General features: G+C 69.5%; 26 protein-coding genes. 15 read left to right on the top strand and 11 right to left on the bottom strand.

What is annotated here, in order from left to right; genetic code table 11:
• Window positions 1-95: 95 nt before the first annotated feature.
• Genes OG885_RS34430 through OG885_RS34420 form a run of 3 tightly spaced genes read right to left on the bottom strand, consistent with a single transcriptional unit; the run spans window position 96 to window position 2,591 of the window.
• Window positions 96-893, bottom strand: a complete 798-nt coding sequence (locus OG885_RS34430; protein WP_405738145.1) for an amino acid ABC transporter ATP-binding protein — start codon at window positions 891-893, stop codon at window positions 96-98.
• On the bottom strand, window positions 890-1,723 hold the full coding sequence (locus tag OG885_RS34425; protein ID WP_329340635.1) for an amino acid ABC transporter permease: 834 nt from the start codon (window positions 1,721-1,723) through the stop codon (window positions 890-892). The genes OG885_RS34430 and OG885_RS34425 overlap by 4 nt, the downstream gene beginning before the upstream one ends.
• Before the next feature lie 4 nt (window positions 1,724-1,727).
• Complete coding sequence (locus OG885_RS34420) at window positions 1,728-2,591, bottom strand: transporter substrate-binding domain-containing protein (RefSeq protein ID WP_405738143.1); 864 nt, start codon at window positions 2,589-2,591, stop codon at window positions 1,728-1,730.
• 175 nt (window positions 2,592-2,766) lie between these two features.
• Between OG885_RS34420 and OG885_RS34415 the strand changes: the two genes are divergently transcribed.
• From OG885_RS34415 to thpD, 6 genes are all read left to right on the top strand, one after another.
• Window positions 2,767-3,867, top strand: a complete 1,101-nt coding sequence (locus tag OG885_RS34415; RefSeq protein ID WP_405743005.1) for a pyridoxal-phosphate-dependent aminotransferase family protein — start codon at window positions 2,767-2,769, stop codon at window positions 3,865-3,867.
• A gap of 97 nt (window positions 3,868-3,964) precedes the next feature.
• Window positions 3,965-4,495 carry a DinB family protein gene (locus tag OG885_RS34410; protein ID WP_405738141.1) on the top strand — a complete coding sequence of 177 codons (531 nt, stop codon included), beginning with the start codon at window positions 3,965-3,967 and terminating at the stop codon, window positions 4,493-4,495.
• 306 nt (window positions 4,496-4,801) lie between these two features.
• Entirely contained in the window at window positions 4,802-5,332 is a 531-nt protein-coding gene (gene ectA, locus OG885_RS34405; RefSeq protein ID WP_405738139.1) for a diaminobutyrate acetyltransferase, read from the top strand.
• A gap of 118 nt (window positions 5,333-5,450) precedes the next feature.
• Entirely contained in the window at window positions 5,451-6,722 is a 1,272-nt protein-coding gene (gene ectB, locus OG885_RS34400; protein WP_399958792.1) for a diaminobutyrate--2-oxoglutarate transaminase, read from the top strand.
• Window positions 6,723-6,793: 71 nt separating this feature from the next.
• Entirely contained in the window at window positions 6,794-7,192 is a 399-nt protein-coding gene (locus OG885_RS34395; protein WP_059197275.1) for an ectoine synthase, read from the top strand.
• Window positions 7,193-7,197: 5 nt separating this feature from the next.
• Window positions 7,198-8,085 carry an ectoine hydroxylase gene (gene thpD / locus OG885_RS34390; RefSeq protein ID WP_405738136.1) on the top strand — a complete coding sequence of 296 codons (888 nt, stop codon included), beginning with the start codon at window positions 7,198-7,200 and terminating at the stop codon, window positions 8,083-8,085.
• Here thpD and OG885_RS34385 read toward each other — a convergent pair.
• Entirely contained in the window at window positions 8,069-9,142 is a 1,074-nt protein-coding gene (locus OG885_RS34385) for an alkene reductase (protein ID WP_405738134.1), read from the bottom strand. The genes thpD and OG885_RS34385 overlap by 17 nt on opposite strands.
• 204 nt (window positions 9,143-9,346) lie before the next feature.
• Here OG885_RS34385 and OG885_RS34380 point away from each other — a divergent pair, with 204 nt between their 5' ends.
• Window positions 9,347-9,838 carry a MarR family winged helix-turn-helix transcriptional regulator gene (locus tag OG885_RS34380; protein ID WP_405738132.1) on the top strand — a complete coding sequence of 164 codons (492 nt, stop codon included), beginning with the start codon at window positions 9,347-9,349 and terminating at the stop codon, window positions 9,836-9,838.
• A 43-nt stretch (window positions 9,839-9,881) separates the two neighbouring features.
• Here the strand turns inward: OG885_RS34380 and OG885_RS34375 are convergent, their stop codons facing one another.
• The 3 genes from OG885_RS34375 to OG885_RS34365 form a co-directional block, all read right to left on the bottom strand.
• Entirely contained in the window at window positions 9,882-10,940 is a 1,059-nt protein-coding gene (locus tag OG885_RS34375) for an aminotransferase class V-fold PLP-dependent enzyme (RefSeq protein ID WP_405738130.1), read from the bottom strand.
• Between the two features lie 97 nt (window positions 10,941-11,037).
• Entirely contained in the window at window positions 11,038-11,763 is a 726-nt protein-coding gene (locus tag OG885_RS34370) for a DsbA family oxidoreductase (RefSeq protein ID WP_329340623.1), read from the bottom strand.
• A 173-nt stretch (window positions 11,764-11,936) separates the two neighbouring features.
• On the bottom strand, window positions 11,937-12,914 hold the full coding sequence (locus tag OG885_RS34365; RefSeq protein ID WP_405738127.1) for a GlxA family transcriptional regulator: 978 nt from the start codon (window positions 12,912-12,914) through the stop codon (window positions 11,937-11,939).
• A 70-nt stretch (window positions 12,915-12,984) separates the two neighbouring features.
• Between OG885_RS34365 and OG885_RS34360 the strand changes: the two genes are divergently transcribed.
• Entirely contained in the window at window positions 12,985-14,358 is a 1,374-nt protein-coding gene (locus tag OG885_RS34360) for an MFS transporter (protein WP_405738125.1), read from the top strand.
• On the opposite strand, the gene OG885_RS34355 is transcribed toward OG885_RS34360, so the two are convergent.
• Together OG885_RS34355 and OG885_RS34350 are read right to left on the bottom strand one after the other, a co-directional pair.
• Window positions 14,324-14,932 (bottom strand): DUF1349 domain-containing protein, encoded by a 609-nt coding sequence (locus tag OG885_RS34355; protein WP_405738123.1) that lies wholly within the window; start codon window positions 14,930-14,932, stop codon window positions 14,324-14,326. The genes OG885_RS34360 and OG885_RS34355 overlap by 35 nt on opposite strands.
• 105 nt (window positions 14,933-15,037) lie before the next feature.
• Window positions 15,038-16,567, bottom strand: coding sequence for an aldehyde dehydrogenase (NADP(+)) (locus tag OG885_RS34350; RefSeq protein WP_405738121.1), 1,530 nt, complete (start codon window positions 16,565-16,567; stop codon window positions 15,038-15,040).
• Between the two features lie 133 nt (window positions 16,568-16,700).
• Here OG885_RS34350 and OG885_RS34345 point away from each other — a divergent pair, with 133 nt between their 5' ends.
• The 3 genes from OG885_RS34345 to OG885_RS34335 all read left to right on the top strand — a co-directional run bounded on the left by OG885_RS34345 (window position 16,701) and on the right by OG885_RS34335 (window position 19,510).
• Complete coding sequence (locus tag OG885_RS34345) at window positions 16,701-17,474, top strand: IclR family transcriptional regulator (protein ID WP_030956770.1); 774 nt, start codon at window positions 16,701-16,703, stop codon at window positions 17,472-17,474.
• A gap of 21 nt (window positions 17,475-17,495) precedes the next feature.
• A complete protein-coding gene (locus OG885_RS34340) occupies window positions 17,496-17,966 on the top strand; it encodes a GNAT family N-acetyltransferase (RefSeq protein WP_405738119.1) in 471 nt (156 codons plus the stop codon).
• 95 nt (window positions 17,967-18,061) lie between these two features.
• Complete coding sequence (locus OG885_RS34335) at window positions 18,062-19,510, top strand: peptidoglycan D,D-transpeptidase FtsI family protein (RefSeq protein WP_405738117.1); 1,449 nt, start codon at window positions 18,062-18,064, stop codon at window positions 19,508-19,510.
• Window positions 19,511-19,577: 67 nt separating this feature from the next.
• Here OG885_RS34335 and OG885_RS34330 read toward each other — a convergent pair whose 3' ends face one another.
• Window positions 19,578-20,975, bottom strand: a complete 1,398-nt coding sequence (locus OG885_RS34330; RefSeq protein WP_405738115.1) for an NCS2 family permease — start codon at window positions 20,973-20,975, stop codon at window positions 19,578-19,580.
• Window positions 20,976-21,259: 284 nt separating this feature from the next.
• Between OG885_RS34330 and OG885_RS34325 the strand changes: the two genes are divergently transcribed.
• From OG885_RS34325 to OG885_RS34310, 4 genes are all read left to right on the top strand, one after another.
• Window positions 21,260-21,826, top strand: a complete 567-nt coding sequence (locus tag OG885_RS34325; protein WP_405743003.1) for a SigE family RNA polymerase sigma factor — start codon at window positions 21,260-21,262, stop codon at window positions 21,824-21,826.
• A complete protein-coding gene (locus tag OG885_RS34320; RefSeq protein WP_405738113.1) occupies window positions 21,823-22,683 on the top strand; it encodes a hypothetical protein in 861 nt (286 codons plus the stop codon). Before OG885_RS34325 ends, OG885_RS34320 begins: the two co-directional genes overlap by 4 nt.
• Before the next feature lie 106 nt (window positions 22,684-22,789).
• Window positions 22,790-23,620: a pectate lyase gene (locus OG885_RS34315; protein ID WP_405738111.1), complete on the top strand. Its 831-nt coding sequence runs from the start codon at window positions 22,790-22,792 to the stop codon at window positions 23,618-23,620.
• Between the two features lie 31 nt (window positions 23,621-23,651).
• Complete coding sequence (locus OG885_RS34310) at window positions 23,652-25,334, top strand: rhamnogalacturonan lyase B N-terminal domain-containing protein (RefSeq protein WP_405738110.1); 1,683 nt, start codon at window positions 23,652-23,654, stop codon at window positions 25,332-25,334.
• Window positions 25,335-25,431: 97 nt separating this feature from the next.
• Here the strand turns inward: OG885_RS34310 and OG885_RS34305 are convergent, their stop codons facing one another.
• On the bottom strand, window positions 25,432-26,586 hold the full coding sequence (locus OG885_RS34305; protein ID WP_405738108.1) for a right-handed parallel beta-helix repeat-containing protein: 1,155 nt from the start codon (window positions 26,584-26,586) through the stop codon (window positions 25,432-25,434).
• Between the last annotated feature and the right edge of the window lie 82 nt (window positions 26,587-26,668).

Raw genomic sequence — 26,668 nt, 5'->3', positions numbered from 1 at the left:
CTTAGTAGGAGCGTCAGCGGGTCACGGCCCCCAGGGCGGCACCCCCTCGAAGGCCCCGACAGCGGGGCCCTGGCGGGCCCACGCCCCCTTCGCTCCTACTCGCTCTCGTCGCCCACCTGGTCGGACGTCTCCTCCTCCACGTCGGCCATCGCCGGGTCCAGGAGGCGGGAGAGGAAGTGGCGGGTGCGTTCGTGGGCGGGGTTGCCGATGACCTGGGCGGGGGTGCCGTCCTCGACGATCACTCCGCCGTCCATGAAGACGACCCGGTCGGCGACCTCGCGGGCGAAGGTCATCTCGTGGGTGACGACCATCATCGTCATGCCCTCGGTGGCGAGCATCCGCATCACCGCGAGGACGTCGCCGACGAGTTCGGGGTCGAGTGCGGAGGTCGGCTCGTCGAAGAGCATCACCTCGGGGCCCATGGACAGCGAGCGGGCAATGGCGACGCGCTGCTGCTGGCCGCCGGAGAGGGAGGCCGGGTAGGCGCCGGCCTTCTCGGACAGGCCGACCCGTTCCAGGTTCTCGGCGGCCACCTTCGCCGCCTCCGCCTTGCCCCGCCTGAGGACCCGGCGCTGCGGGAGCGTGAGGTTCTCGGTCACGGTGAGGTGCGGGAAGAGGTTGAACTGCTGGAAGACCATGCCGATCCGGCGGCGTACGGCGTCGATGTCGACGTCCGGGTCGGTGAGTTCGGTGCCGCCGACGAAGACCCGGCCCTTGCTGGGTTCTTCGAGGAGGTTCACACAGCGCAGCAGCGTGGACTTGCCGGAGCCGGAGGGGCCGATCACACAGACGACCTCGCCGCGTCCGATCTCCAGGTCGATGCCCTTGAGGACCTCGTTGTCGCCGAACGACTTGTGCAGGCCCTGGACCTGGATCTCTGCAGTGGTGGTCACTTGACCGCCTCCTGGGCCTTGGCCTCCATACGGCGGACGACGAAGCCGAGCGGGATCGTCACCAGCAGATAGCAGAGGCCGGCGACGAGGATCGGCGTGGAGTTGGCGGTCTGGCTGGCCAGATCGCGGCCGTACTTGGACAGTTCGCGCTCCTCCAGGGTGACGCCGAGGAACAGCACCAGCGAGGAGTCCTTGAAGAGCAGGACGAGTTCGTTGGTGAGCGGCGGCAGGATGATGCGGAACGCCTGCGGGATGACGATCGAGACCATCGCGCGGGCCGGTGAGAAGCCCAGCGAACGGGCCGCCTCCATCTGTCCCTTGGGCACCGCCTGGATGCCGGCGCGGATCGTCTCCGCCATGTAGGCCGCGGCGACCAGACCGAGCGCGAGGGCGACCTTGCCGTAGGTGCCGCCGGGGATCTCGGTCCCCGGGAAGGCGAGCGGCACGGCCACGCCGATGAAGATGAAGATGAGCAGCGCGGGCAGCCCGCGGAAGATCTCGATGTAGACGCCGGCGAACCAGCGGTACGGTCCCACCGACGACAGCCGCATCAGCGCGATGACCATGCCGAGCACGAGTCCGAAGGCGAAGCCGGACAGCGTGTAGAGCACGGTGTTCTTGAGCGCCAGCGTGATGACGTCCGGGAACATCTCCTTCGCGATGTCCCACTGGGCGAACTGGTTCTTGAGCCGGCCCCAGTCCGCCGACACCGCGAAGGCGATCACGGCGCCGACGAACAGGACGTACTGCGCGCCGCGCGACAGACCGCGCTTCTGACGCCGGGTCAGGCCCTTCTTCTTCGGCTGGAGTTGTACGTCGGTATCGGCCATGGGGTCAGGATGCCGACGCGGACGGAGAGGCGGAGGCCGCGGAGGCGTCGTACGGGCCGATCCACTTCTCGTACAGCTTCTTGTAGGTGCCGTCGGCCTTGGCGTCGGCGAGGGCCTTGTTGATGGCGGCGAGGAGCTTGGTGTTGCCCTTCTTCACCGTGAAGCCGTACTGCTCACCGGTGTTGATCTGTTCGGCCACCGAGAACGCGTCGGAGTTGGCCTTGTCCTTCAACCAGCCCTGGACGACCGGGTAGTCGATGACGACGGCCTTGACCTGGCCGGAGCGCAGACCGTTGAGGACGGCGTCGGAGGACTCGAAGGAGACCGGGTCGAAGCCCTGGCTCTTGGCGTAGTCCTCGCCGGTGGTCTGCGCCTGGGCGCCGAGCTTGACCTTCTTGGCCTTGGCGTCGGCGAGGGAGGTGATCCCGCTGTCCTTGTCGACGAGCAGGGCCTGGGTGGCGTCGAAGTAGGGGTCGGAGAAGTCGACGTTCTTCTTGCGCTCCTCGGTGATGGTCATGCCGGCCGCGGCGACGTCGCACTCGCCGGAGTTGAGGAAGGCGCCCGTCTTGAAGTTCTCGAAGGGGGTGTCGAGGATCTCCTGCTTCACGCCGAGGTTCTTGGCGACCAGGTCGATCAGCGAGACGTCGAAGCCCTGCACCTTGCCGTCGATCTCCGACTGGAAGGGCGGGTAGGGCAGATGGGTGCAGGTGGTGAGCTGGCCCGCCTTGACGAGCTCGACGCCACCGGCGGCGGTCTTGGTGCCGCTGCCGCCGTCGTCGTCCGAGGAGCAGCCGGCCACGAGCAGCAGCCCGGCCGTCGCGGTGGTGGCGGCCAGGGTGCGGGTCCGGCGCCCGAGGATCGTCTTCACGGGGGAGCCTCCTGTGGGGGAACTGTGGGTTCCGATTATAAGGAAACGTTTGAGCCTCTCAAACCAAAGCGATGGTCGCGAGGCCGTTCAGCCTGAGAAGCACCGGTCGGCGGCGCTGGCCGTGGGGCGGTTACCCTCGATCACGTCTACCCCAGTGAGCGAAGAGAGCACCGTCGTGACGCACCCGTTCCTTGACCTGGCCCCGCTGAGCGCCGCGCACTTCGCGTCGATCGAGGACCGTGTGGCACGGCTGCTGAGCACCGAGCAGGACGTCGTGATCATGCAGGGCGAGGCACTGCTGCCACTGGAGGGGGCCATCCGGGGGACGGCGGGGCCGGGGACCGTCGCGCTGAACGTCATCACCGGCCCTTACGGGCAGACCTTCGGGGACTGGCTGCGGGACTGCGGGGCGACGGTCATCGACCTCGCCGTGCCCTTCCACAGCGCCGTCACGGCGGAGCAGATCCGGGAGGCCTTCGCGGCCCACCCGTCGATCGACTTCGTGTCGCTGGTGCACGCGGAGGCGGCGACCGGGAACACCAACCCGGTCGCGGAGATCGGCGAGGTCGTACGGGAACACGGCGCGCTGTTCTACCTGGACGCGGTGGCGTCGATCGGCGCGGAGCCGGTGCTGCCGGACGCCTGGGGGGTCGACCTGTGCGTGATCGGGGCGCAGAAGGCGATGGGCGGGCCGGCCGGTGTGTCGGCGGTGTCGGTGAGCGAGCGGGCGTGGGCGCGGATGGCGGCGAACCCGCGGGCGCCGCGCCGCTCGTACCTCTCGCTGCTCGACTGGAAGGAGCGGTGGGTCGACGGTGGCCGGCGTGCGCTGCTCCACGCCCCGGCGCAGCTGGAGATGCTGGCCCTCGAGGCATGCGTCGAGCGGATCGAGGAGGTCGGCCTCGACGCGGTGATGGCTCGGCACGCCTCGGCCGCCGCGGCGACTCGGGCGGGTGCCGTGGCGCTCGGCGGAGGGCTTGAGCCGTACGTGTACGAGGCCCGGGACGCGGCGCCGGTCGCGACGACGCTGCGGGCGCCCGCCGGGGTGGTGGCATCCGAGCTGGTGGCTCGGGCGCTGGCCTCGGATCCGGCGTTGCCGCTGGTCGCGGGTGGGGGTGCGCTGGCCAAGGAGATGATCCGGGTCAACCACTACGGGGTGGACGCGACGCCGGGAGCGGTGCGGGCGAGTCTGGCGGCGCTGGGTGCCGCGCTGGCGGAGCGGGGGCTGGACGTGGACGTGGAGGGGGCGTTGCGGGCGGTGGAGGGTGAGTGGCGGTAGAGGGGCGACCCGGCCCCGCGAAGGGCTCACCTGCGAAGGGCTCGCCCGCGAACTCCGGGCGGGCCTGGATGTCAGACGTGCGTGCCATGCTCCCCGCATGACCACCGACACGCCCCACACCCTCCCCGACGGTCGCCCGGTCCCGCTTCTGACCGGTCCCGAACTCCCCATGCTGGAGAGCTGGTTGGAGTTCCACCGGGCCACGCTCGCGCTCAAGTGCGCGGGGCTCGACGACGCGCAGGCACGGGCCGCCTCCGTCGAGCCCTCCGCCCTCACCCTGCTCGGCCTGGTGCAGCACCTCGCCGAGGTCGAGCGGAACTGGTTCCAGCGGGTGATCGGCGGCCTGGACCTGCCGCCCGTGTTCGACGGTGACCCAAGCGGATACGTCCTCGATCCCGCGCGCACGCTCCAGGACGCGCTCGCCATCTGGCGCCGCGAGGTCGAGCGCGGGCGGGGGCTGTACGTCGGCTGGTCCCTCGACGACACCGGGCGGATGGTGGACGCTCCTTTCACCGGGACGGACGTCAGTCTGCGGTGGGTGCTGATCCACATGATCGAGGAATACGCCCGACACAACGGACATGCGGACCTCTTGCGGGAGGGAATCGACGGAGTTACCGGCGCCTAATTCTCCGGTAATTCTGGAATTCTTTATCAGCACAGCTTCCCGTTTTCTTCTGCCCGCTTTTCTCCGGCCTAAACGCAAAGATTTCGCGAACGCCGAGCGGGGTGATTCGGGAAGATCTCGTGGGGGTTACATGGGTGTGACGCGTTACACATCACGGCCCTTTTGCTCCTTTTGTGCCGGACATAAAGGACCATACCTCGCACTTCTCGCGCAGCCGCCCGCGCCCGCGCGATAACACAACAGGGTCCATCATGTAACCCCACCCGGCCATGCATTTTTTAATTTCCCTCGGTAAATTCAATCCGCATGACTGCCTCACCAGCAGACCTGCAAGCCCACCCGCAGAACGACCTGAAAATCGACCGCCCGTCCGTGACGGACGGTGCCGCATTGTGGCGGATAGCGAGGGACTCGAAGGCCCTCGACCTGAACTCGTCCTACAGTTATCTGCTGTGGTGTCGCGACTTCGCCGCCACCTCGGCCGTCGCCCGGGACGGGCGCGGGGAACCGGTCGGGTTCGTCACCGGTTATGTGCGACCCGACCGCCCGCGCACCCTGCTCGTCTGGCAGGTGGCCGTGGACGACGCCTACCGCGGGCGCGGCATCGCCGCCGCGTTGCTGGACGGGCTCGTCGCTCGGGTCGGTGGCGAGTACGGCGTGACGAGCGTCGAGACCACCATCACCCCCGGCAACACCGCCTCGGAGCGGCTGTTCGGCGCCTTCGCGGAGCGGCACGACGCCTCCCTGGAGCGCGAGGTGCTCTTCCCGACGCGCCTGTTCCCCGACGGCCCGCACGACCCCGAAGTCCTGTACCGCATCGGTCCCCTCTCCCCCTGACCGCGCCGGTTCCCCTCACCCCCGACCGCGCCGGTCCCCTCTCTCCCCGACCGGCCGTCGACGACCCCCGTACTCCCTCCCCCGTACTCCCCCCACGCCTAACGAGGAGCGATTCGTCGTGACCATCACCCAGCCCGACCTCAGCGTCTTCGAGACCCTCGAGTCCGAGGTGCGCAGCTACTGCCGCGGCTGGCCCACCGTCTTCGACCGCGCGCACGGCAGCCGTATGTACGACGAGGACGGCCACGAGTACCTGGACTTCTTCGCCGGGGCCGGTTCGCTGAACTACGGGCACAACAACCCGGTCCTGAAACGGGCGTTGATCGACTACCTGGAGCGGGACGGCGTCACGCACGGGCTCGACATGTCGACCACCGCCAAGCGCGCGTTCCTGCAGACCTTCCAGGACCTGGTGCTGCGCCCGCGCGATCTGCCGTACAAGGTCATGTTCCCGGGCCCGACCGGCACCAACGCCGTCGAGTCCGCGCTCAAGCTGGCCCGGAAGGTGAAGGGGCGCGAGGCGATCGTGTCGTTCACCAACGCCTTCCACGGCATGTCGCTCGGCTCCCTCGCCGTCACCGGCAACGCCTTCAAGCGGGCCGGGGCCGGCGTACCGCTGGTGCACGGCACGCCCATGCCGTTCGACAACTACTTCGACGGGACCGTCCCCGACTTCCTGTGGTTCGAGCGGCTCCTGGAGGACCAGGGCTCCGGGCTCAACAAGCCCGCCGCCGTGATCGTGGAGACCGTGCAGGGCGAGGGCGGCATCAACGTCGCCCGGCCCGAATGGCTGCGCGCCCTCAAGGAGTTGTGCGAGCGGCAGGACATGCTGCTCATCGTCGACGACATCCAGATGGGATGCGGACGCACCGGTGCCTTCTTCTCCTTCGAGGAGGCCGGCATCACGCCCGACATCGTCACCGTCTCCAAGTCCATCAGCGGGTACGGCCTGCCGATGTCACTGTGCCTGTTCAAGCCCGAGCTGGACGTCTGGGAACCGGGCGAGCACAACGGCACCTTCCGCGGCAACAACCCGGCCTTCGTCACCGCGACCGCGGCCCTGGAGATGTACTGGGCCGACGGCTCGGCGATGGAGAAGCAGACCCGTGCGCGCGGCGAGCAGATCGAGCAGGGGCTCATCGCGATCACGGAGGAGAACCTCGCCGATGTGAAGGAGTACCGCGGGCGCGGGCTGGTGTGGGGCCTGGAGTTCCACGAGAAGGGCCGGGCCGGGCGGATCGCCCGGCGGGCCTTCGAACTCGGGCTGCTCATCGAGACGTCGGGCCCCGAGAGCGAGGTCGTGAAACTGCTTCCCGCGCTCACGATCAGCCCCGACGAGCTGGACGAGGGACTCAGCGTCCTCGCCCGCGCCGTACGGGAGACCGTCTGACGGGGAGACCGTCGGACCGTCGGACCGTCGGACCGAAGAAGAAACGCCAATCTAGGAGGCATCGCAGCACCGTGATCGTCCGTTCGTTCAAGGACATCGAAGGCACCGACCGGCACGTGAGGTCCGCGTCGGGGACCTGGGAGAGCAAACGCATCGTCCTCGCCAAGGAGAGGGTCGGCTTCTCGCTGCACGAGACGATCCTGTACGCGGGTACGGAGACGTCGATGTGGTACGCGAACCACATCGAGGCGGTCGTCTGCGTCGAGGGTGAGGCAGAGCTGACCGACGACGAGACCGGGCGGACGTACACGATCACGCCCGGGACCATGTACCTCCTCGACGGGCACGAGCGGCACACGATGCGGATCAAGGAGGACTTCCGCTGCATCTGTGTGTTCAACCCGCCCGTGACCGGACGGGAGGACCACGACGAGAACGGTGTCTATCCGTTGCTGACCGAGGAGGGCTGAGCCCGATGACCACCATCACCGATCTGTACCCGAGCCGAGGCGCCGCCGAGGTCACCGTCCCGCGCCAGGACCCCGTCGTCTGGGGTTCCCCGGACACCCCCGGCCCGATCTCCTCCCTCGACCTCCAGTCGTACGAGCGGGACGGCTTCCTCGCCCTCGACGAACTCATCTCCGCAGATGAAGTGGCCGTCTACCACCGGGAGTTGGAGCGGCTCGTCACCGACCCGGCGATCCGCGCGGACGAGCGCTCCATCGTCGAGCCGAAGACCAAGGAGATCCGCTCGGTCTTCGAGGTGCACCGGATCAGCGAGGTGTTCGCGGCGCTGGTGCGGGACGAGCGGGTCGTCGGGCGGGCCCGGCAGATCCTCGGCTCGGACGTGTACGTCCACCAGTCCCGGATCAACGTCAAGCCGGGCTTCGGGGCCAGCGGCTTCTACTGGCACTCGGACTTCGAGACCTGGCACGCCGAGGACGGGCTGCCGAACATGCGGACGGTGTCCGTCTCGATCGCGCTGACCGAGAACCACGACACCAACGGCGGGCTCATGATCATGCCCGGCTCGCACCGGACCTTCCTCGGGTGCGCGGGGGCCACGCCGACGGACAACTACAAGAAGTCGCTGCAGATGCAGGACGCGGGCACGCCGTCGGACGAAGCGCTGACGGCGATGGCCGGGGAGTACGGCATCAAGCTGTTCACCGGCAAGGCCGGTTCGGCGACCTGGTTCGACTGCAACTGCATGCACGGGTCCGGCGACAACATCACGCCGTTCCCGCGCAGCAACGTCTTCATCGTGTTCAACAGCGTGGAAAACGCGGCCGTGGAGCCATTCGCGGCCCCCGTCAGGCGCCCGGAGTTCATTGGGGCGCGGGACTTCACTCCCGTCCGCTGAGTACCGGGTAGTCCGTGTAGCCCTTCGCGCCCCCGCCGTAGAACGTCGTACGGTCGGGGGCGTTGAAGGGTCCGCCCGTGCGCAGGCGCGACGGCAGGTCAGGGTTGGCGAGGAACAGCTGGCCGTAGGCGACGAGGTCGGCCACGCCCTCCTCGACCAGGGTGAGGGCGTCCGGCCCCGTCGGGCCCTCGGAGGCGGGGCTGAGGACGAGGACGCCGCCGAACAGCTTGCGCAGGGCGAGGGTCAGGTCGCGGATCTCACCGACCTCCATGATGTGCAGATACGCCAGGTCCAGCGGCTCCAACGCGGCGACGAGCGCGGTGTACGTCGGCTCCGGGTCGGGCTCGTGGATGTCGTTGAGGGGGTTGCCGGGCGACAGCCGCAGGCCGGTGCGGTCGGCGCCGATCGCGGCGGTGACGGCCCGGGCGATCTCGACGGCGAGGCGGATGCGGTTCTCGACGGAGCCGCCCCATTGGTCGGTGCGGTGGTTGGAGCCGGGTGCCAGGAACTGGTGGATCAAGTAGCCGTTGGCGCCGTGCAGTTCGACGCCGTCGAAGCCGGCCTCGATCGCGTTGCGGGCGGCGGTGACGAAGTCGTCGACGGTGGCGCGGATCTCGTCCCCGGTCAGCTCGCGCGGGACGACGTACTCCTTCGGGCCCTCGTGGGTGAAGACCTGTCCGTCGGCGGCCACCGGCGAGGCGCCGACCGGGGTCAGTCCGTCGGGCAGCAGCACCGGGTGGCCGATCCGGCCGGTGTGCATGAGCTGGGCGAAGATCCGGCCGCCGGCGGCGTGTACGGCATCGGTCACCGTACGCCAGGCGGCGACCTGCTCGGCGCTGTGCAGGCCCGGGGTGTCGGGGTAGCCCTGGCCGACGAGGGAGGGCTGGATGCCCTCGGTGACGATCAGCCCGGCGGAGGCGCGCTGGGCGTAGTACTCGGCGGTGAGCTCGGTCGGCAGGCCGCCGACGCCGGCCCGGCTACGGGTCATCGGCGCCATCGCGATGCGGTTGGCGAGCGGGGTGCCGGCGAGGTCGACGGGGTCGAAGGCGGTGGTCATGGGGGCTCCTGAGACGACGGGCGCGATACGGGCAGGTGATGCGCGCGGCCGGTTTGTGTGCCGGTTTGCGTGCCGGTTTATGTGGTCGGCCAAGTAATTCAACCGGGAGTCACCCTAGCCCATTCCTTGGTCGGCCAAGCAAATTCCGCGGGCGCGTATCCTTCCAGGCAGGAACCTGCGAGAACGGCGAGAACGGGGAGCCCCATGGAGGCCACCAAGGAGGCGGAGACCCGCCCCGCGTGTACCGAGCTGCCCTCGGCGGCCCACGGCGGGCCGGTCAGCCACGCGCTCTCACGCGCCGCGCGGCTGCACCGCAAGGCCGCGGGGAAGCTGCTGCGCGGGCTGGGGCTGCACGCCGGTCAGGAGCTGGTGATGATGCACCTGTGGGAGCGCGGGCCGGCCCGGCAGTCGGAGCTGATCAGACTTCTCGACCTCGACCCGTCCACGGTCACGAAGATGCTCCAGCGCCTGGAGCAGGCGGGCCACGTCCGGCGCCTGCCCGACCCGGCGGACCGCCGTGCGGTCCTCGTCGAGGCCACCGACGCCAGCGCCCCTCTGCTCACCGAGGTCGAGAAGGCCTGGGGCGTCCTGGAGGAGAACACCCTCACCGGCCTCACACCGGCCGAGCGCGGCCAGCTCCTCGACCTGCTGGTGAAGGTCGAGAACAACCTCTGCGGCAAGGGCACCGAGGACTGACCGGGCCGGCGGCGCCTACCGCCAGGAGAGCTGCCCCGCCCGTTCAGGAGGGCAGCGTGGACAGGGCGTCCAGCAGGCGGTCGACGTCCTCGGTCGTGTTGTAGAGATGGAAGGCGGCCCGCAGGTTGCCCGCGCGGTCGGAGACCTCGATCCCGGCCGCGCTCAACTCACCCTGGCGGTGGCCGAGTCCGGGCACCGAGACGGTCGGGGCGCCCGGGGACGGCACGGGGGTGTGGCCGAGCGCGGCCAGGCCGGTGCGGAAGCGGTCGGCGAGGGCGAGGTCATGGACCCTGATGGCGTCCACGCCGAGTTCCGCCAGGAGTTCGAGGGAGTGGCGGGCCGCCGCGTAGGAGAAGAGGGCCGGGCTCTCGTCGAACCGCCGTGCGGAGTGGGCGAGTTCGTCGATCGGGCCGTAACACGCGTCCCAGGGGCGCTGCCCCGCCACCCAGCCGGCGAACAGCGGGGGGAGCCCGCCGAGGTCCTCCGGGACGACCAGGAACGCCACACCCCGCGGGCAGACGAGCCACTTGAAACCGACGCAGGCGGAGTAGTCGTACGCGTTCGCGTCCAGGGCCAGCCAGCCGGCGGCCTGGGAGGCGTCGACGTAGGTGCGCGCCCCGTGCGTCCGCGCGGCCTCACGGATCGCCGGGAGGTCGGCGATCCGTCCGTCGGCGGACTGGGCGGCGCTCACCGCGACCAGGGCGGTGCCGGGGCGGACGGACTCGGCGATCCGCTCCAGCGGGACGCTGCGGACCTTGAGGTCGGCGCGGACGTGGAAGGGGTTCACCAGGGAGCTGAAGTCGCCCTCGGCCGTGAGGACTTCGGCGCCCGCGGGGAGGGACGCGGCGATCAGGCCGCTGTAGACGGCGACCGAGGCACCGGCCGCGACCCGGCTGTCGGGCACGCCGACGAGGCGGGCGTAGGCGGCGCGGCTCGCCTCGACGTCCCCGAACATGTCGGTCGGGTCACCGGCGGCGGACGACTCCACGGCGGTGCGCATCGCGGCCACGGCGCGGGCCGGGAGCAGGCCGGTGCTCGCGGTGTTGAGGTAGGTGTTCTTCGGGGCGAACTCGGCACGGACGAGGCTCTCGAAGGTGTCCATGGAACCACTGTGGGCTTCCGGGAACTCCCCGTCCATTGCCGATTTTTACGTGGTTTCGCTAAGTGATGCTTATAGATGGGCCCCGAGCTGGGGTTCTCTACCGCTGCGGTACCGCGCAGCCGTCGGGGCCGCAGGCCTCCGCGTCGCCCTGGCCGCTCTGGTCGATGAGCTGGAGCGGGGAGCGTTCGCCCCAGGCCTGGGTCAGAGCCTGCGCGAAGACCTCGGCGGGCTGGGCGCCGGAGACGCCGTACTTGCGGTCCAGCACGAAGAAGGGCACGCCGTTCGCGCCGAGCTCGGCGGCCTCGCGCTCGTCGGCGCGGACGTCGTCGGCGTAGGCGGTGGGGTCGGCGAGGACCTTGCGGACGTCGTCGGCGTCGAGGCCGGCGGCGACGGCCAGCTCCACGAGGCGCTCGTCGCCCTCGCTGAAGACGGAGCGCTCCTCGGCGAAGTTCGCCTGGTAGAAGGCCTGGATCAGCTCGTTCTGCCTGCCCTGTTCCTTGGCGAGGTGGAGCAGACGGTGCATGTCGAAGGTGTTGCCGTGGTCGCGGTCACGGGTGCGGTACGCGAGGCCCTCGGCGGCGGCCTGGGCGCCGAGGTTCTCCTCGCCGGCCTGGGCCTGGGCCTCGCTCATGCCGTACTTCTTGGTGAGCATCTTGATCACGGGCTGGACGTCGCCCTTGGCGCGGCCGGGGTCCAGCTCGAAGGAACGGTGCACCACCTCGACGCCGTCACGGTGCGGGAAGGCCTCCAGCGCCTTCTCGAAGCGGGCCTTGCCCACGTAGCACCAGGGGCAGGCGATATCGCTCCAGATCTCGACGCGCATGTTCTCGGCTCTCTCTCCAGGTCGACGGGGATGGTGAGTGAACGTTCAAGCAGCTGGGTTCATTCCCCGCACGTTCGAACGCGGCTGCGGGTGACGCCCTCAGGGGCGCCGGGAACTGCGCGACCGGCCACGACGCGCCCGCAGTCGCCCGGCGTACCGCGCGCGGCACTCGGTCAGGCGGCGTTTCGCGCTCCGACGCGGCTGAACTGGGTCCGGTAGGCCGTCGGGGTGAGGCCGGTGCGGCGGACCAGGTGGGTGCGGAGGGAGTCCGCTGTGCCGAGGCCGGCGGATCTGGCCACCTGGTCCATGGGGAGGGCGGTGGTCTCCAGGAGTTCCTTGGCTCGCTCCACGCGCTGGTGGAGCAGCCACTGGAGCGGGCTGACACCGCTCTCCGCGTGGAAGCGGCGGGTCAGGGTGCGGACGCTGACGCCGGCGTGGCGGGCGAGGTCGGTGAGGGTGAGGGGCTTGTCGAGGTTGCGCATGGCCCAGCCCCGGGTGTCGGCGCAGGCCGTGCCCCGCTCGGGCGGCAGCGGTGTGTGGGTGAACTGGGTCTGACCGCCCGGCCTGACCGGGGCCACCAGGGCCAGGCGGGCGACCTCGTTGGCGGTGGCCGCCCCGTAGTCCGTGCGGATCATGTGCAGACACATGTCGATGCCGGCCGCGTAGCCGGAGGAGGTGAGGATCTGGCCGTCCTCGACGTACAGGACGTCGCCCTTGAGGTCGAGCGCCGGATAGCGGTCCCTCAGTTCGTCCGCCAGCTGCCAGTACGTCGTCGCGCTGCGGCCGTCCAGCAGTCCCGCCTCGGCCAGCACGAAGGCGCCGCTGCAGATGGAGGTGACCCGTTTGCCGGCGTCGGCCGCCTCGCGTACGGCGGCGACCGTGCGGGGGTCCGGCGCGTAACGCTCCCCCGTGCCGGCGAGCAGCACCGTGTCGGCGGCGCGGACGGCTTCGAGGCCCCGGCTCACCTGCAGTTCGAGCCCGCCCATGGTGGCTACCGGGCCGGGGTCCGGGGTGCAGACGGTCACCTCGTAGCCGGGTGTCCCGTCGATCTCCACCTTCGCGAACAGCAGCTCCGGAATGGCAAGGTTGAACATCGAGACCGGCGACGGCGCGACGACGGCGATGCGGTGCGGTCCCCGTTGCCGCGACATGGCCAGAACCTCCGGGTGCATGGCATTCAGGCCACTACTGTACTTCCCCGAAGATCCGCAGCATGAGGACATGCCAACGGACGAGACGCTCATGGATCATCAACTGACCAAAGATTCGGCTGAGTTGAAACCCTCTCCCGCCCTCACCCTCGCCGCCGCCCTGCTCGGCTTCGCGCTGATCACCCTCGACGCGTCCGTGGTCAACGTGGCTCTCCCCTCGATCGGTTCCGTGCTCGGTGGCGGCATGTCCGGTCTGCAATGGGTGGTGGACGCCTACACCCTCGCGTTCGCCGCGCTGATGCTCTCCACCGGCGCCTTCGCCGACCGGGCCGGGGCCAGCCGGGCGTACGGCATCGGCATCACCGTCTTCACCCTCGCCTCGGCGGCCTGCGGTCTCGCCCCCACCCTCCCCGCGCTGATCGGCGCGCGGGTGGTCCAGGGGGTGGCCGCGGCCGTCGTCCTGCCCGCGTCGCTGGCTCTCGTGCGGCAGGCGTACGACGATCCCGCCCGGCGCGCCCGTGCGGTGGCCGTCTGGGCCGCGGGCGGGTCCGTCGCGGTGGCCCTGGGCCCGGTCGCCGGCGGCGCGTTGACGGCCGCCTGGGACTGGCGAGGCATCTTCTTCGTCAACCTGCCGCTGGGAGCGGTGGCGTTGGCGCTGCTGGTGCGCGCCCCGCGCTCACCGCGTCGTCCGGCGCCGCTGGATCTGCCGGGTCAGGTGGCGGCGGCGGTGACGCTGGCCTCGCTGACGTTCGCCGTGATCGAGGGCGGGTCAATGGGGTGGGTGGCCTGGGGAGTTGCGATCGCGGCGGCGGTGGCCTTCGCCCGGATCGAGCTGCGACATCCCCATCCCGTCGTCCCGTTCGGCCTGTTCCGCAATCTCACCGTCTCCGTGGCGGTCGCGGTGGGGGCGGCGTGCAGCGTGGCGTTCTACGGTTCCGTCTTCGTCTTCTCGCTCTTCTTCCAGCAGGTCCAGGGGCGTTCCGCGCTCTACGCCGGGCTGATGTTCCTGCCGATGTCCGCGCTGATCGGCGCGACGAACCTGCTGTCGGGCAAGCTGGCCGGCCGGTACGGGGCACGGCTGCCCATGCTGGTCGGCCAGGGCCTCGCGCTCGTCGGGCTGCTGCTGCTCCTGTACGTCGACGAGACCACACCCCCGGCCCTGGTGGCGGCGCTGCTCGTGCCGCTCGCCCTCGGCTGCGCGCTGACGGTGCCGCCGCTCACCACCCTGATGATGGAGGCGGTGCCGGCCGAGCGGGCGGGCCTCGCGGCGGGCGTCCTCAACGCGGCCCGGCAGGTCGCCGGAGGGCTGGGCATCGCGGTGTTCGGGGCGCTGGTGGCCGGGGGCTTCGTCGCCGGGATGCGGCTGAGCCTGGCCATCAGCGCGGCCCTGTTCGCGGTGACCTGGCTGGTCAGCTTCCGTCTCGCAGGTCCTGCATCCAGTTAGGGCGGAACTCCAGGTGGTCGTACGTCACCACGCACCCCTCCCCCATCGGCGACTGCGTCATGAAGCCGACCAGGGCGGCGCCGGTCTCCTTCTCCCCGCCCAGGGTGAAGAGCCGGACGAAGGTCCAGTGCTTGCCGTCGCGGGACGCGTGGAAGGCGAACGCCCGCCCGGTGCGGCTCACTCTGAGCCAGACCGAACTGCCCTCCACAGTGAAGGAGTTGGCGTCGTCCGAGTGTCCCCGGGTGACCACCGTGCAGACGGTGGGCACGTCCGGGGAGTACTCCAGGCACAGCTTGGCCCAGGCCCGGTCCCCGACATGGACGTACAGCACTCCCGCGTCGAAGGCCCCGGCGAAACCGACGGTGACCCGCGCTATCAGCTGGAAGTCCCCTTCGGGCGCCCCGAGAAGACGGGGCGCGTCGGAGGCGGGGTCGAGCCCTTCGGCGGTGGGAGGCACGAACCGATCCTGCCGGGGCCCGGCCCACCCGCTGAGCACACCGTCTTCGTACGACCAGTGCCCGTCGGGCCCGTAAGTACGGAGGGAGAAGGGCAGTTCGGGAAGTTCGATGTCCATGACCAAATTCTCTCAGGGCGAGTGGAGACACCTAGGGGCGCGGGGAACTGCGCGACCAGCCACAACGTACCGGCACCCCGCAACGCACCCGCACCCCTACGGCGACTACCGCTCCAAGCGCCCGTTGAACCTACGAGGAAGCCCCAGCGGATTGTCGTCCCGAAGTTCCTTCGGCAGCAACGCCTCCGGCGCCCCCTGATACGCGACGGGCCGCATCCACCGCTCGATAGCCGTGCCGCCCACCGAGGTGGACGTCGACGTCGTGGCCGGGTAGGGCCCACCGTGATGCTGGGCCGCCGCCACGGCGACACCCGTCGGCCAGCCATTGACCAGCACACGCCCGGCCAGCGGCGTCAGCTCCGCGAGGATCTCCGCGCCCCGCCCCTCACCGGCGGCCTCCTCGGCCGACAGATGAACCGTCGCCGTGAGGTTGCCCGGCAGCCGTGACAGCACCGCGTGGGCCTGCGCGTCGTCCTCGTAACGGGCGACGACGGTCACCGGACCGAAGCACTCCTCAAGGAGCAGGTCGTACGCGCCCTCCTGCGCCAGCTTCTCCGCGGCGACCGTGAGGAAGCCCGCGCTGACCGTGTGCTCGCCGCCCGCGCCCGGTGTCACCGGGGACTCGACGTCGGGCAGCTCGACGCGCTCGGCGACGCCCGCGATGAAGTTGTCCCGCATCCGGTGGTCGAGCAGGACACCGGAGGCGGTGTCGCTGACGGCGTCCGTGAGGGACTTGACCAGGCCGTCGCCCGCGGCGCCGGCCGGCACCAGGACGAGGCCCGGCTTGACGCAGAACTGGCCGACCCCCAGCGTCATCGAACCGGCGAGGCCGGTGCCGATGGCCTCCGCGCGCTCGGCGGCGGCGGCCTCGGTGATGACGACGGGGTTCAGGGAGCCCAGCTCGCCGTGGAAGGGGATCGGGACCGGGCGGGCCGCCGCCGCGTCGAACAGCGCGCGGCCACCGCGGATGGAGCCGGTGAAACCGGCCGCCGCGACCAGGGGGTGCTTGACGAGCTCGACGCCCGCCTCGAAGCCGTGGACGAGGCCGACGACGCCCGCCGGGATGCCGTGCTCGGCGGCGGCGGATCGCAGCACGGCCGCGACCAGCTCGGACAGGCCGGGGTGGTCGGGGTGGGCCTTGACGACGACAGGGCAGCCGGCGCCCAGCGCGCTCGCGGTGTCGCCGCCGGCGACCGAGAAGGCGAAGGGGAAGTTGGAGGCCGAGTAGACGGCGACGACGCCGAGCGGCACCTTGTAACGGCGCAGGTCCGGGATCGGCGGGGTGGCGGTGTCGTCGGGGTGGTTGATCACGACGTCGAGGAAGGCGCCCTCGTCGACGATGCCCGCGAAGGCCCGCAGCTGGTAGCAGGTGCGGGCGAGTTCGCCGGTGAGGCGGACCGGGCCGAGCGCGGTCTCCGCGTCGGCGGCCTCGACGAGCTGGTCCTTGGCCGCCTCCAGCTTGTCGGCCGCGGTGCGCAGGAACGCGGCGCGGACGGTGCGGTCGGCCAGGGAGGCCCGGGCGTCGTGCGCGGCACGGACGGCGGCGTCGACCTCCTGGGCTGTGGCCTCCACCGCAACCTGTTCACGCTGCTTCCCGGTTCGGGGGTCGACACTCCAGACTGGTGCTGCTGCCACCGCGGGTCCCTCCACACATGTAATGCCGCAGTACTGGGTCACCCACCAGGGTCGTTCGATATACTGAACGCTGTCTCTGATGGTGAATATGCTGTTGGAGACTATTTCCCGTCGAACGAAGGGGTCAAGGGCGATGTCGGCTGGCGAGACGGGGGGCGGCGCGCAGGTCAAGTCCGCCGTACGGACGGTTGAACTGCTCGAATACTTCGCCGGGCGCCCCGGTATGCACTCCCTCGCGGCGGTCCAGGAGGCCGTCGGATATCCGAAGTCCAGCCTCTACATGCTGCTGCGCACCCTGGTCGAGCTCGGCTGGGTGGAGACCGACGCCACGGGCACGCGGTACGGCATCGGGGTGCGGGCCCTGCTGGTCGGCACCTCCTACATCGACGGCGACGAGGTGGTGGCCGCGGCGCGGCCCACGCTGGACCGGCTGTCGGACGACACGACCGAGACCATCCACCTGGCGCGGCTCGACGGTACGAACGTCGTCTATCTGGCGACGCGCCAGTCCCAGCACTATCTGCGGCCCTTCACCCGGGTCGGCCGCCGGCTCCCGGCGCACTCGACGTCGTTGGGCAAGGCGCTGCTGAGCACGTACTCGGACGAACAGGTCCGCAAGATGCTCCCGGAGACGCTCCCGGCGCTGACCGAGAACACGATCACCGACCGGGAGAAGCTCATCGAGGAGCTCCACCAGGTGCGGGAGCAGGGCTTCGCCGTGGACCGCGAGGAGAACACGCTGGGGCTGCGCTGCTTCGGCGTGGCGATCCCCTACCGGACGCCCGCGCGGGACGCGATCAGCTGCTCGGTGCCGGTGGCGCGGCTGACGCCCGCCCACGAGCAGATGGTGAAGGACGCGTTGTTCGACGCGCGGGACCGGCTGACACTGGCCACCCGTAGGCTCTGAGGCGCCCCTAAGCTTTGGGGCATGCAGATCGCGCTCCGAGAGGTCCACGACAGTGATCTGCCGGTCTTCTTCCGGCAGATGAACGATCCCGAGTCCCTGCACATGGCCGCCTTCGTCCCCAAGGACCCGGCCGACCGTGCCGCGTTCGACGAGCACTGGAAACGGGTGCTCGCCTCCGACGCCGACAACCGGACGATCCTGGTCGACGGCGACGTGGTGGGCAGCGCGGCGGTGTACGGGGAGCCGGGCGAGCGAGAGGTCACCTACTGGGTCGACCGCGCCTACTGGGGGCGCGGGATCGCCACGGCGGCCCTCGGGGCGCTGCTCGCCGAGATCACCGAGCGCCCGCTCTACGCCCGCGCGGCGGCGGACAACGCCGGTTCCCGGCGGGTGCTGGAGAAGTGCGGGTTCCGGCTGTCGGCCCATGACCGGGGCTACGCCCATGCCCGCGGCGAGGAGATCGACGAGGTCGTGCTGAGGCTGGACGCCTGACACCGCCGTGGCCGCACCGTCGCACATGAACGTCCGATGAGAAAAACGGACGCAAGGGAACGATTCACTCCGGGCCGCTCGTCTACCAGTGCGGGATGAACAAGACGATCAGGCGCGCGTCGGTCTTCGCGCTGCTGCTGGTGTTCGCTCTGCTGGTGCGGGCGACCTGGGTGCAGTACTACGAGGGCCAGGCGCTGGCGGACGACAGCGACAACCGGCGGAACGTGATCGAGACGTACTCGTCTCCGCTGGGGAACATCATCGTGGCCGGTGAGTCGATCACCGGTTCCGCGAAGACGACAGGGAGCGACCTCGAGTACAAGCGCACGTACAAGGACGGCGAGCTGTACGCGGCGGTGACGGGCTATGCCTCGCAGGCGTATGCGCCGACCCAGCTGGAAGGCATCTACCAGGACCTCCTCAACGGCTCGGACAGCCGGCTCAAGGGCGTCATGGACACGGTCACCAACCAGCGGGCCGAGCCGGGCAACGTGGTCACCACGATCGACCCGGACGTGCAGAAGGCCGCCTATGACGCGCTCGGCGACAAGAAGGGCGCGGCGGTCGCGATCGACCCGAAGACCGGCAAGATCCTCGCGGTCGTGTCCACCCCGTCGTACGACCCGTCCTCGCTGACCGACGCCAACACCGCCGGGTCGGCCTGGAAGAAGCTCAACAAGGATTCCGACAAACCGCTGACCAACCGCGCGCTGCGGCAGCCGGTGGCGCCGGGTTCGACGTTCAAGCTGGTCGTCGCCGCGGCGGCACTGGAGGACGGTCTGTACTCGTCGGTGGACGAGAGGACCGACAGCCCGGACCCGTACACCCTGCCGGGCACGGTGACCCCGCTGGAGAACGAGAACAAGTCCGCCCCGTGCGAGAACGCCTCGATCCGCACCGCGCTGCGGTACTCCTGCAACAACGTCTTCGCGAAGATGGCGTACAACCTCGGCCAGGACAAGCTGCGGGCGATGGCCGAGAAGTTCGGCTTCAACGACAAGGAGCAGGACGTTCCGGTCCGCGCCTACACCAGCGTGTACCCCTCGGACATGAACGACTCGTCCACGGCCCTCACCGGCATCGGCCAGTTCGACGTCACCGCGACCCCGCTCCAGATGGCCATGGTCTCCGCGGCCATCGCCAACGGCGGCGAGATGGTCAGCCCGCACATGGTGTCCACGATCACCAACAGCGGCGGTGACACCCTCAAGGACTACGACGACGAGGCGAGCACGACCCAGGTCGTCAGCTCCGACACCGCCGAGCAGCTCCAGTCGGCGATGCAGACGGTCGTCGAGGACGGCACGGGTACGAACGCGCAGATCGACGGTGTGACGGTGGGCGGCAAGACGGGCACGGCCCAGCACGGCGAGAACAACAGCGAGACGCCGTACGCCTGGTTCACGTCGTACGCCAAGAACGGGGACAAGGAGGTCGCGGTGGCGGTGCTGGTGGAGCAGTCCAATGCGGCCAGGTCAGAGGTCAGCGGCAACGGCCTGGCGGCCCCGGTGGCCAGGGCGATGATGAAAGCCGCGGTGCAGTAGCACCGCCAGGGGCGCGGGGAACTGCGCGACCAGCCACGACGAACCCGCACTGGTCGCGCAGCGCCCGTCACTTGGCGCCGAGAACCTGCTCAATAGGCTCAATGGCGAAGTAGATCAGGAACAGCGCCGAAACCCCCCACAGCAGCCAGTGGATCTCCTTCGCCTTCCCCAGCACCACCTTGATGACCACATACGCCAGGAACCCGGCGCCGATACCGTTGGTGATCGAGTACGTGAACGGCATCACCGCGATCGTCAGGAACGCCGGGATCGCGATGTCGTACTTGTCCCAGTCGATGTTCTTGACCTGCGTCATCATCAGGAACCCGACCGCCACCAGCGCCGGCGCCGCCGCCTGGAGCGGCACGATCGTCAGCAGCGGCGTCAGGAAGAGGGCAAGGCCGAACAGGCCACCAGTGACCAGGTTCGAGAAGCCCGTACGTGAGCCTTCGCCGACGCCCGCCGCCGACTCGATGTAGGAGGTCGCGGAGGAGGAGGACGCCGCACCGCCCGCGACCGCCGCCGCCCCGTCGATGAGGAGCACGCGGCCCAGGTTGGGCACCTTGCCCTCCTCGTCCAGCAGCCCCGCCTCCGCGCTGATGCCGACGACCGTGCCCATGGTGTCGAAGAAGTCGGACAGCACGAGGGTGAAGATCAGCAGGACGACGGTGATGATGCCGACGCCCGCCGCGTCGAACGCGCCGAACAGGCTGAAGTGACCCAGCAGCCCGAAGTCGGGGGTGTCGACCAGCTTGTCGGGCCAGGCGGGGCTGGTGAGCCCCCAACTCTTCACGTCGGCGGCCGAGTTGATGATCATCGCGAGGATCGTCATCGCCACGATGCTGATGAGGATCGCGCCCTTCACCTTGCGGGCGAGGAGTCCGATGGTCAGCAGGACACCGAGACAGAAGACGAGAATCGGCCATCCGGCGAGTGAGCCGGTACCGCCCAACTGCACCGGGACCGTGGTGTTCGCGGCGTCCGGGATACGGCTGACGAAACCGGCGTCGACGAAGCCGATGAACGCGATGAAGAGACCGATGCCGACGCTGATCGCCTGCTTGAGCGGCTGCGGGATCGCGTGCATCACCGCCTCTCGCAGACCGGTCACCACCAACACGCAGATGAGCAGGCCCTCCAGGACGACCAGGCCCATCGCGTCGTCCCAGCTCATCAGCGGGGCGATCTGGAAGGCGACGACCGCGTTGAGGCCGAGGCCGGCGGCGAGGGCGAGGGGCAGATTGCCGCCGACGCCCATGATGATCGTCATCACCGCGGCCACCAGGGCGGTGGCGGTGGTGAGTTGGACGGCGTCGAGCTGGTGGCCGAACTTGTCCTTCGCACTGCCCAGGATGATGGGGTTCAGGACAAGGATGTAGGCCATCGTGAAGAACGTGGCGAATCCGCCGCGTATCTCCCGGCCGAAGGTGGACCCTCGTTCGGAGATCCTGAAGTACCGGTCCACACCGTTCGCCGCCTGTGGTGGGGCGGTCGGCCGGTCTCTTCGTCTCGGACATGGCTGTGCTCCTTGTTGCCTGAATGATCGGTGCGCGGATGCTGGCTGGATTGTTCCCGTGTTGAACCCGTTTCAGGTTTTCAACGTGTTACGGAATCGGCGTCGACCCGTCAGACTGCGTTCGAAGCCCCGTACGAGCTGAGCGTTCGATCACTGCTACGCTTCCCGATCTCATCCGGGCCGCCGCCGGATGATCACATGTCATTCACATGACACGCACAGAGAGGACGTCCGTGGGCACTGTCGTCGACGACGCCGCCTCCGTGGAGTTCCATGCCTTCTTCGAGCGCCACTATGCCGAACTGTCGCGCCTCGCACACCTGTTGACGGGTGAGCCGGACGCCGCCGACGACCTCGCGGCGGACGCGCTGCTCGCACTGTGGCACCGCTGGGACCGGGTGCGCGCCGCCGACCATCCCGTGGCGTACGCCCGTGGTGTCGTCGCCAATCTGGCCCGGACGCGCATCCGCAGCGCGGTGCGGGAGCGCCGGCGGATCGCGCTGTTCTGGTCGCAGCGCGAGGAGAAGATAGAGAACCCGGACATAGCGGGGGTCGTGGACGTCCAGGGCGCGCTGCGTCGGCTGCCGTTCCGCAAACGGGCGTGTGTGGTGCTCCGGCACGCGTTCGACCTGTCGGAAAAGGACACCGCTCTCGCCCTCGGTGTTTCCGTGGGTACGGTTAAGTCCCAGACGTCCAAGGGGATGGCCGAGCTCCAGCGTTTGCTCGGCTCCCAGGGCGTTCCCCAGAAGGTGCACGTGGCGATGGCGCGCGGCGGCGAGACCGTAGGACGGAACCGATGAGGCAGCAGGACGTGCACGACGAGCTGCGCGCCCAGTTGCACGAGGCGGCCGGGCAGCACGAGCCCGACCGGGCGCGCATCCTGGCGCGGATCGAGCGCGGCATGGCCGAGCAGGGCCGCCCCGACCACCGGGCCACCCGGCCGCCGGTGTTCGGCTGGGTGCGGGTGGTGTCCGCCACAGCGGCGGTCGCGTGTGTGCTCGGTATCGGCGGTTACGCGGTCGCGTCGGCCGTGAAGGACGACTCCCCGCAGCAGACCGTCGCCACCACGGCGACACCCGAGCCGTCGCCGGACGCGACCAGCCGGGCGCCGATCCATCCCTCGGCACCGGAGCCGGACGAGACGCCGAAGACCGAGAAGCCGCGCACCACCCCCACCTCGAAGGCGCCCTCCGCGACCGCCACCGCGCAGCCGCCGGTCACCGCCTCCGGCGAGGAGGACGGCCCGCTGTGGTCGGACGGTTCGGTGGACCCGCACAGCAACGACTTCTGGGCGCAGAGCAACATCACGCTGAAGACGTCCGAGGAACTGACCGCGCTCACCGTGCAGTTGAAGATCGCACAGACCGGCGGGGTGACCTCGGCGGGCGCCTGGCGCTCGCTGCCGGAGGACGACTTCACCCTCACCACCGAGGAGAAGGACGGCTTCCTCTTCTACACCTGGACGCTCAAGGAGGGCCGCAAGGTCGCCAAGGGCGAGTGGGTGTTCGCGGGGCAGTACGACCATGAGCGCGGTGGTCGGGACGCGGCCGACGACAGCTACACGGCGACCGGGACGGCGGGCGGCGAACAGCTCGCCGTGAAGGGCGACTTCGCGTCCCACAGCGACGACGACGCGTCCGACGAGGGCGACTCGTAGCCGCCCCCTCCCGAGGTTCGTGAAGAAGTTTTGCGGGCGCGGCAACCCTTTCCCCACCCGTGGCGACCAGGAGACGCAAGGATCCTCTCCCACGCAAGGAATGGGCATGACTGCACGAGCCGAACAGCGCGTCCGCCACCGCCGCCGGATGACCAAGCGGCGGGCGGTGATCGCCGGGGCGTCCGCCCTCACCCTCACCGGTGCGGCGATCGTCACGACGACGATGCTGTCCACCGCCGGCGCCGCCTCCTCCTGGCCGACGGCCACCGGCAGCAAGGCCGTGTCCTCCACGATCGAGGTGTCCGGGACCCTGGACGGCAAGTACGTGAAGTACTACGGCTCCGGCGACCTGGGCAGCGACAGCCAGGACGAGGACCAGGGCCCGATCTTCGAGCTGGCGGACGGCGCCACCCTGAAGAACGTCATCATCGGCACCCCGGCCGCGGACGGCGTGCACTGCCTGGGCAGTTGCACCCTGCAGAACGTGTGGTGGCTGGACGTCGGCGAGGACGCGGCGAGCTTCAAGGGCAAGTCCTCCTCGGCCGTGTACACGGTCTACGGCGGCGGCGCGAAGAACGCCTCCGACAAGGTCCTTCAGTTCAACGGCGCCGGAAAGCTGGTCGTCTCCAAGTTCCAGGTGGAGAACTTCGGCAAGCTGGTGCGCTCCTGCGGCAACTGCAAGACGCAGTACAAGCGCACGATCATCATCAACGACGTGGACGTCACGGCGCCCGGCAAGTCGATCGTCGGCATCAACTCCAACTACGGCGACACGGCCGCGCTGCGCAAGATCCGGATCCACGGCGACAGCAGCAAGAAGATCAAGACGTGCACCCGCTTCAAGGGCAACAACACGGGCGCGGAACCGACGGAAATCGGTTCGGGTCCGGACGGAACCAACTGCAAGTTCACCTCCTCTGACCTTTCGTACGAGTGAGTGAACCTTCAAGCATGACGGAGCCGGCCCCTTGAGCACCCACAGGAAACCCCTCACGCGCCGCCGGGTGCTCGGGGCCTCCGCGATCGGCGTCGCCGCCACCGGCGCCGCCGTCGCGGGCGGCAGCGGACTCCTGTCGTCCGCGTCCGCCGCGACCTTCGGCTACCGGGACGACGGCACGAACTACGTCGTCGACACCGGGGCCTCGCTGGTCTTCAAGGTGTCCAGGTCGACGGGTGACCTCACGTCCCTCGTCTACCGGGGCAGGGAGTACGAGGGCTACGGCGGCAAGCACTCGCATGTCGAGTCCGGCCTCGGCGCGTCCACGGTCACGATCAGGCAGTCCGGCGCGACGATCCTCGTGAAGGTCGTGCACGGGGCGATCACCCAGTGGTACGCGGCCCGCAGCGGCCAGAACAACGTCTATCTGTGGACGGACAAGAAGGACGCCTCCTTCACGGCGACCCGCTATCTCGTCCGCCTCAAGCCGGGGATCTTCCCCAACGAGGGTTCGGACAGCTGGATCGAGGCCTCCGACCAGGTCATCGAGGCGGGTGACGTCTGGAAGCGCGCGGACGGCACGACCCACTCCAAGCACTACTCGGGCAAGCGCGTCATCGACTACGACCACATCGGCTTCACCACCGGCTCGGTCGGTCTCTGGATCGTCCGCTCCGACCACGAGAAGGCCTCGGGCGGCCCCTTCTACCGCTCGCTGCTGCGCCACTCCAACGACAAGGGCGCCGGGCTCTACGAGATCCTGCACTACAACCAGGCGCAGACGGAGCCCGAACGCTTTGGTCTCCAGGGCCCGTTCGTGCTGGCCTTCACGGACGGCGGCACGCCCTCGCCGGTTCTGTCCGCCGGGAAGCTGGACACCTCCTGGGTGGACGGCCTCGGCATCACCGGCTGGGTCGGCGCGTCCGGCCGCGGCAAGGTGGCGGGCGTCGGCCTGAAGAACATGGACGCCACATACCCGTACACGGTGGGCTTCGCCAACGCGGATGCCCAGTACTGGGCGAAGGCGGCGTCCGGCACGGGCGCGTTCTCCTGCAAGGGGATGCTGCCGGGGACCTACACCTTGACCGTCTACAAGGGCGAACTCGCCGTGCACACCGCGACGGTGAAGGTCACGGCGGGCGGTACGACGTCCCTGCACAGCCTGACCATCACCGGCGACCCGTCCACCGCGAAGGCGATCTGGCGGCTCGGCGACTGGGACGGCACACCCGGCGAGTTCAAGAACGCCAAGCTGATGACGTACGCGCATCCGTCCGACGCCCGCGCGGCGAAGTGGACCGGCAATGTCACGATCGGCTCCGGCGGCGAGGCGGCGTCCTTCCCGGCGTACCTGTGGAAGGACGTCAACGACGGCGTGCTGGTCTACTTCAAGCTGACCAAGGCACAGGCGGCGGCCGCGCACACACTGCGGGTGGGAGTGACGGACGCCTTCTCCAACGGCCGTCCGCGCATCGCCGTCAACGACTGGGTCTCGGCCATCCCCACGGCTCCCGCTCAGCCCTCGACGCGCTCTCTCACCACGGGTTCGTACCGGGGGAACAACCATTCGTTCGCTTACAACGTCCCATCCAGTGCGTGGAAAACGGATCCGCATCAGTACAACGTCCTGAAGCTCACCATAGTGAGCGGGTCGGGCGGCACGGCGTTTCTCAGCGCCGGTACGTCGTTCGACTGCATAGACCTGCTGACCTGAGCCCCCCTCGGTCAGCAGCGCCGGCAGAGCCCCCCTCGGCCGGCAAGGAAACGCCCCGCCTGTGACGACAGGCGGGGCGATTCTTTTCTCTGCGCGTTCAGTTCATCGTCGAACCGATGGTGGTGGAGCCGGTGGTGAGGAAGGTGGTGGCCGGAAGCGAGCCGTCCGACTTACGTGCGCTGTACACGGTTGTCGCGTCCGTCGTCCTGAAGGAGGGCGTCGAGACACCGCTGTCCCAGTTGTTCGCGGCGGAGACGGTGGACGAGCTCAGCTTCGACAGACCGCCCTTGTTGCCCACCGCGAGGTTGCGGGCCAAGCGCGCCTTGCCGGTGGCGAAGTAGAAGCCCGCCTCCGCGTTGGCGTACGCGGTGTTGCGGTTCAGGACGATCGCGCCGGGGTTGGAGTTCTCGGTGAACCCGTTCAGCGTGTTGTCCCAGGCCGCGTTGTTGTTGACGACATGCGCGACCGTGACGCCCCCGCCGCCCAGCTTGTACCCGTTGCCGTTGCCCTCGAAGGCCGAGTCGTTCCAGCGGTTCTTGCCGTTGCCGAAGGCCCACGAGTGCTCGATGGTGACGGGTGAGGAGAACTGCCAGAGGTCGAGCCCGTCATCCGAGTTGTTGTAGAGACGGGCGCCGGTGACCTTGTTGCCCGTCCCCGAGCCGAACTTGATCGCGATGCCGTCCGCGTTCTGGCCGTGGCCCGCCGGGTCGTAGTTGCCGTAACTGTCCAGGTTCTGCACGAGGTTGTTCGTCGTGCCGTCGCCGCGCAGGGTGAACCCGGAGTCGCCGTTGTTGGCGGTGACGAGGTTCTTGAAGACGCCGCCCACGGACGAGGTGGCGACGAAGCCCTGGGCCGGGGACTTCTGGAAGGTGAGGTCGGCGACGGTCCAGTAGTCGCCGTAGATCCCGGCCAGCCAGGACCCGGCGGGCAGCTTGGAACCGTCGATCTTCACCTTCTCGCCGCCGTACGCCTGGAGCGTGATCCGCGCCGAACTGGTGCCGTTCGCCGTCGACTTCAGAGTGGCCGTCGGGTAGTACGTACCGGCGCGGACCTGGATGACGGTCCCCGCGGTCGCGCTCTTCACCGCCGACTCCAGCTGTGCGGTGCTGGAGACGGTGACCGTCGTCGAGGCGGCCTCGGCGCCCCCGTTCGACAGCCCGAGGTACACGCCGCCCGCTCCCGCGGCGACGGCGACGGCCGCGGCGATCGAGAGGGTGCGGGTCCTGCGGTGGCGTCCGGTGCTCTGACGCACGGGGCGTTCCTTTCCTAGGGGGTTCGTACGCCCAGCAGTCGTCACCGTGCCCCAGGAGGTTGCCGCGCCGCGGCGAAAACAA

Source organism: Streptomyces sp. NBC_00028 (genome assembly GCF_045041065.1).
Taxonomy (GTDB): domain Bacteria; phylum Actinomycetota; class Actinomycetes; order Streptomycetales; family Streptomycetaceae; genus Streptomyces.
This window is presented reverse-complemented; position numbering and strand designations above follow the sequence as displayed.

Excerpts from the sequence above, each read along its gene's own strand:
- OG885_RS34320 (WP_405738113.1), top strand. The coding sequence starts at position 21,823 with ATGAGGCAGCAGGACGTGCACGACGAGCTGCGCGCCCAGTTGCACGAG.
- OG885_RS34365 (WP_405738127.1), bottom strand. The coding sequence starts at position 12,914 with ATGTCGCGGCAACGGGGACCGCACCGCATCGCCGTCGTCGCGCCGTCG.
- OG885_RS34340 (WP_405738119.1), top strand. The coding sequence starts at position 17,496 with ATGCAGATCGCGCTCCGAGAGGTCCACGACAGTGATCTGCCGGTCTTC.
- OG885_RS34375 (WP_405738130.1), bottom strand. The coding sequence starts at position 10,940 with ATGGACACCTTCGAGAGCCTCGTCCGTGCCGAGTTCGCCCCGAAGAAC.
- OG885_RS34335 (WP_405738117.1), top strand. The coding sequence starts at position 18,062 with ATGAACAAGACGATCAGGCGCGCGTCGGTCTTCGCGCTGCTGCTGGTG.
- ectA (WP_405738139.1), top strand. The coding sequence starts at position 4,802 with ATGACTGCCTCACCAGCAGACCTGCAAGCCCACCCGCAGAACGACCTG.
- thpD (WP_405738136.1), top strand. The coding sequence starts at position 7,198 with ATGACCACCATCACCGATCTGTACCCGAGCCGAGGCGCCGCCGAGGTC.
- OG885_RS34360 (WP_405738125.1), top strand. The coding sequence starts at position 12,985 with ATGCCAACGGACGAGACGCTCATGGATCATCAACTGACCAAAGATTCG.
- OG885_RS34370 (WP_329340623.1), bottom strand. The coding sequence starts at position 11,763 with ATGCGCGTCGAGATCTGGAGCGATATCGCCTGCCCCTGGTGCTACGTG.
- OG885_RS34315 (WP_405738111.1), top strand. The coding sequence starts at position 22,790 with ATGACTGCACGAGCCGAACAGCGCGTCCGCCACCGCCGCCGGATGACC.
- OG885_RS34380 (WP_405738132.1), top strand. The coding sequence starts at position 9,347 with ATGGAGGCCACCAAGGAGGCGGAGACCCGCCCCGCGTGTACCGAGCTG.
- OG885_RS34425 (WP_329340635.1), bottom strand. The coding sequence starts at position 1,723 with ATGGCCGATACCGACGTACAACTCCAGCCGAAGAAGAAGGGCCTGACC.
- OG885_RS34355 (WP_405738123.1), bottom strand. The coding sequence starts at position 14,932 with ATGGACATCGAACTTCCCGAACTGCCCTTCTCCCTCCGTACTTACGGG.
- OG885_RS34410 (WP_405738141.1), top strand. The coding sequence starts at position 3,965 with ATGACCACCGACACGCCCCACACCCTCCCCGACGGTCGCCCGGTCCCG.
- OG885_RS34345 (WP_030956770.1), top strand. The coding sequence starts at position 16,701 with ATGTCGGCTGGCGAGACGGGGGGCGGCGCGCAGGTCAAGTCCGCCGTA.
- OG885_RS34385 (WP_405738134.1), bottom strand. The coding sequence starts at position 9,142 with ATGACCACCGCCTTCGACCCCGTCGACCTCGCCGGCACCCCGCTCGCC.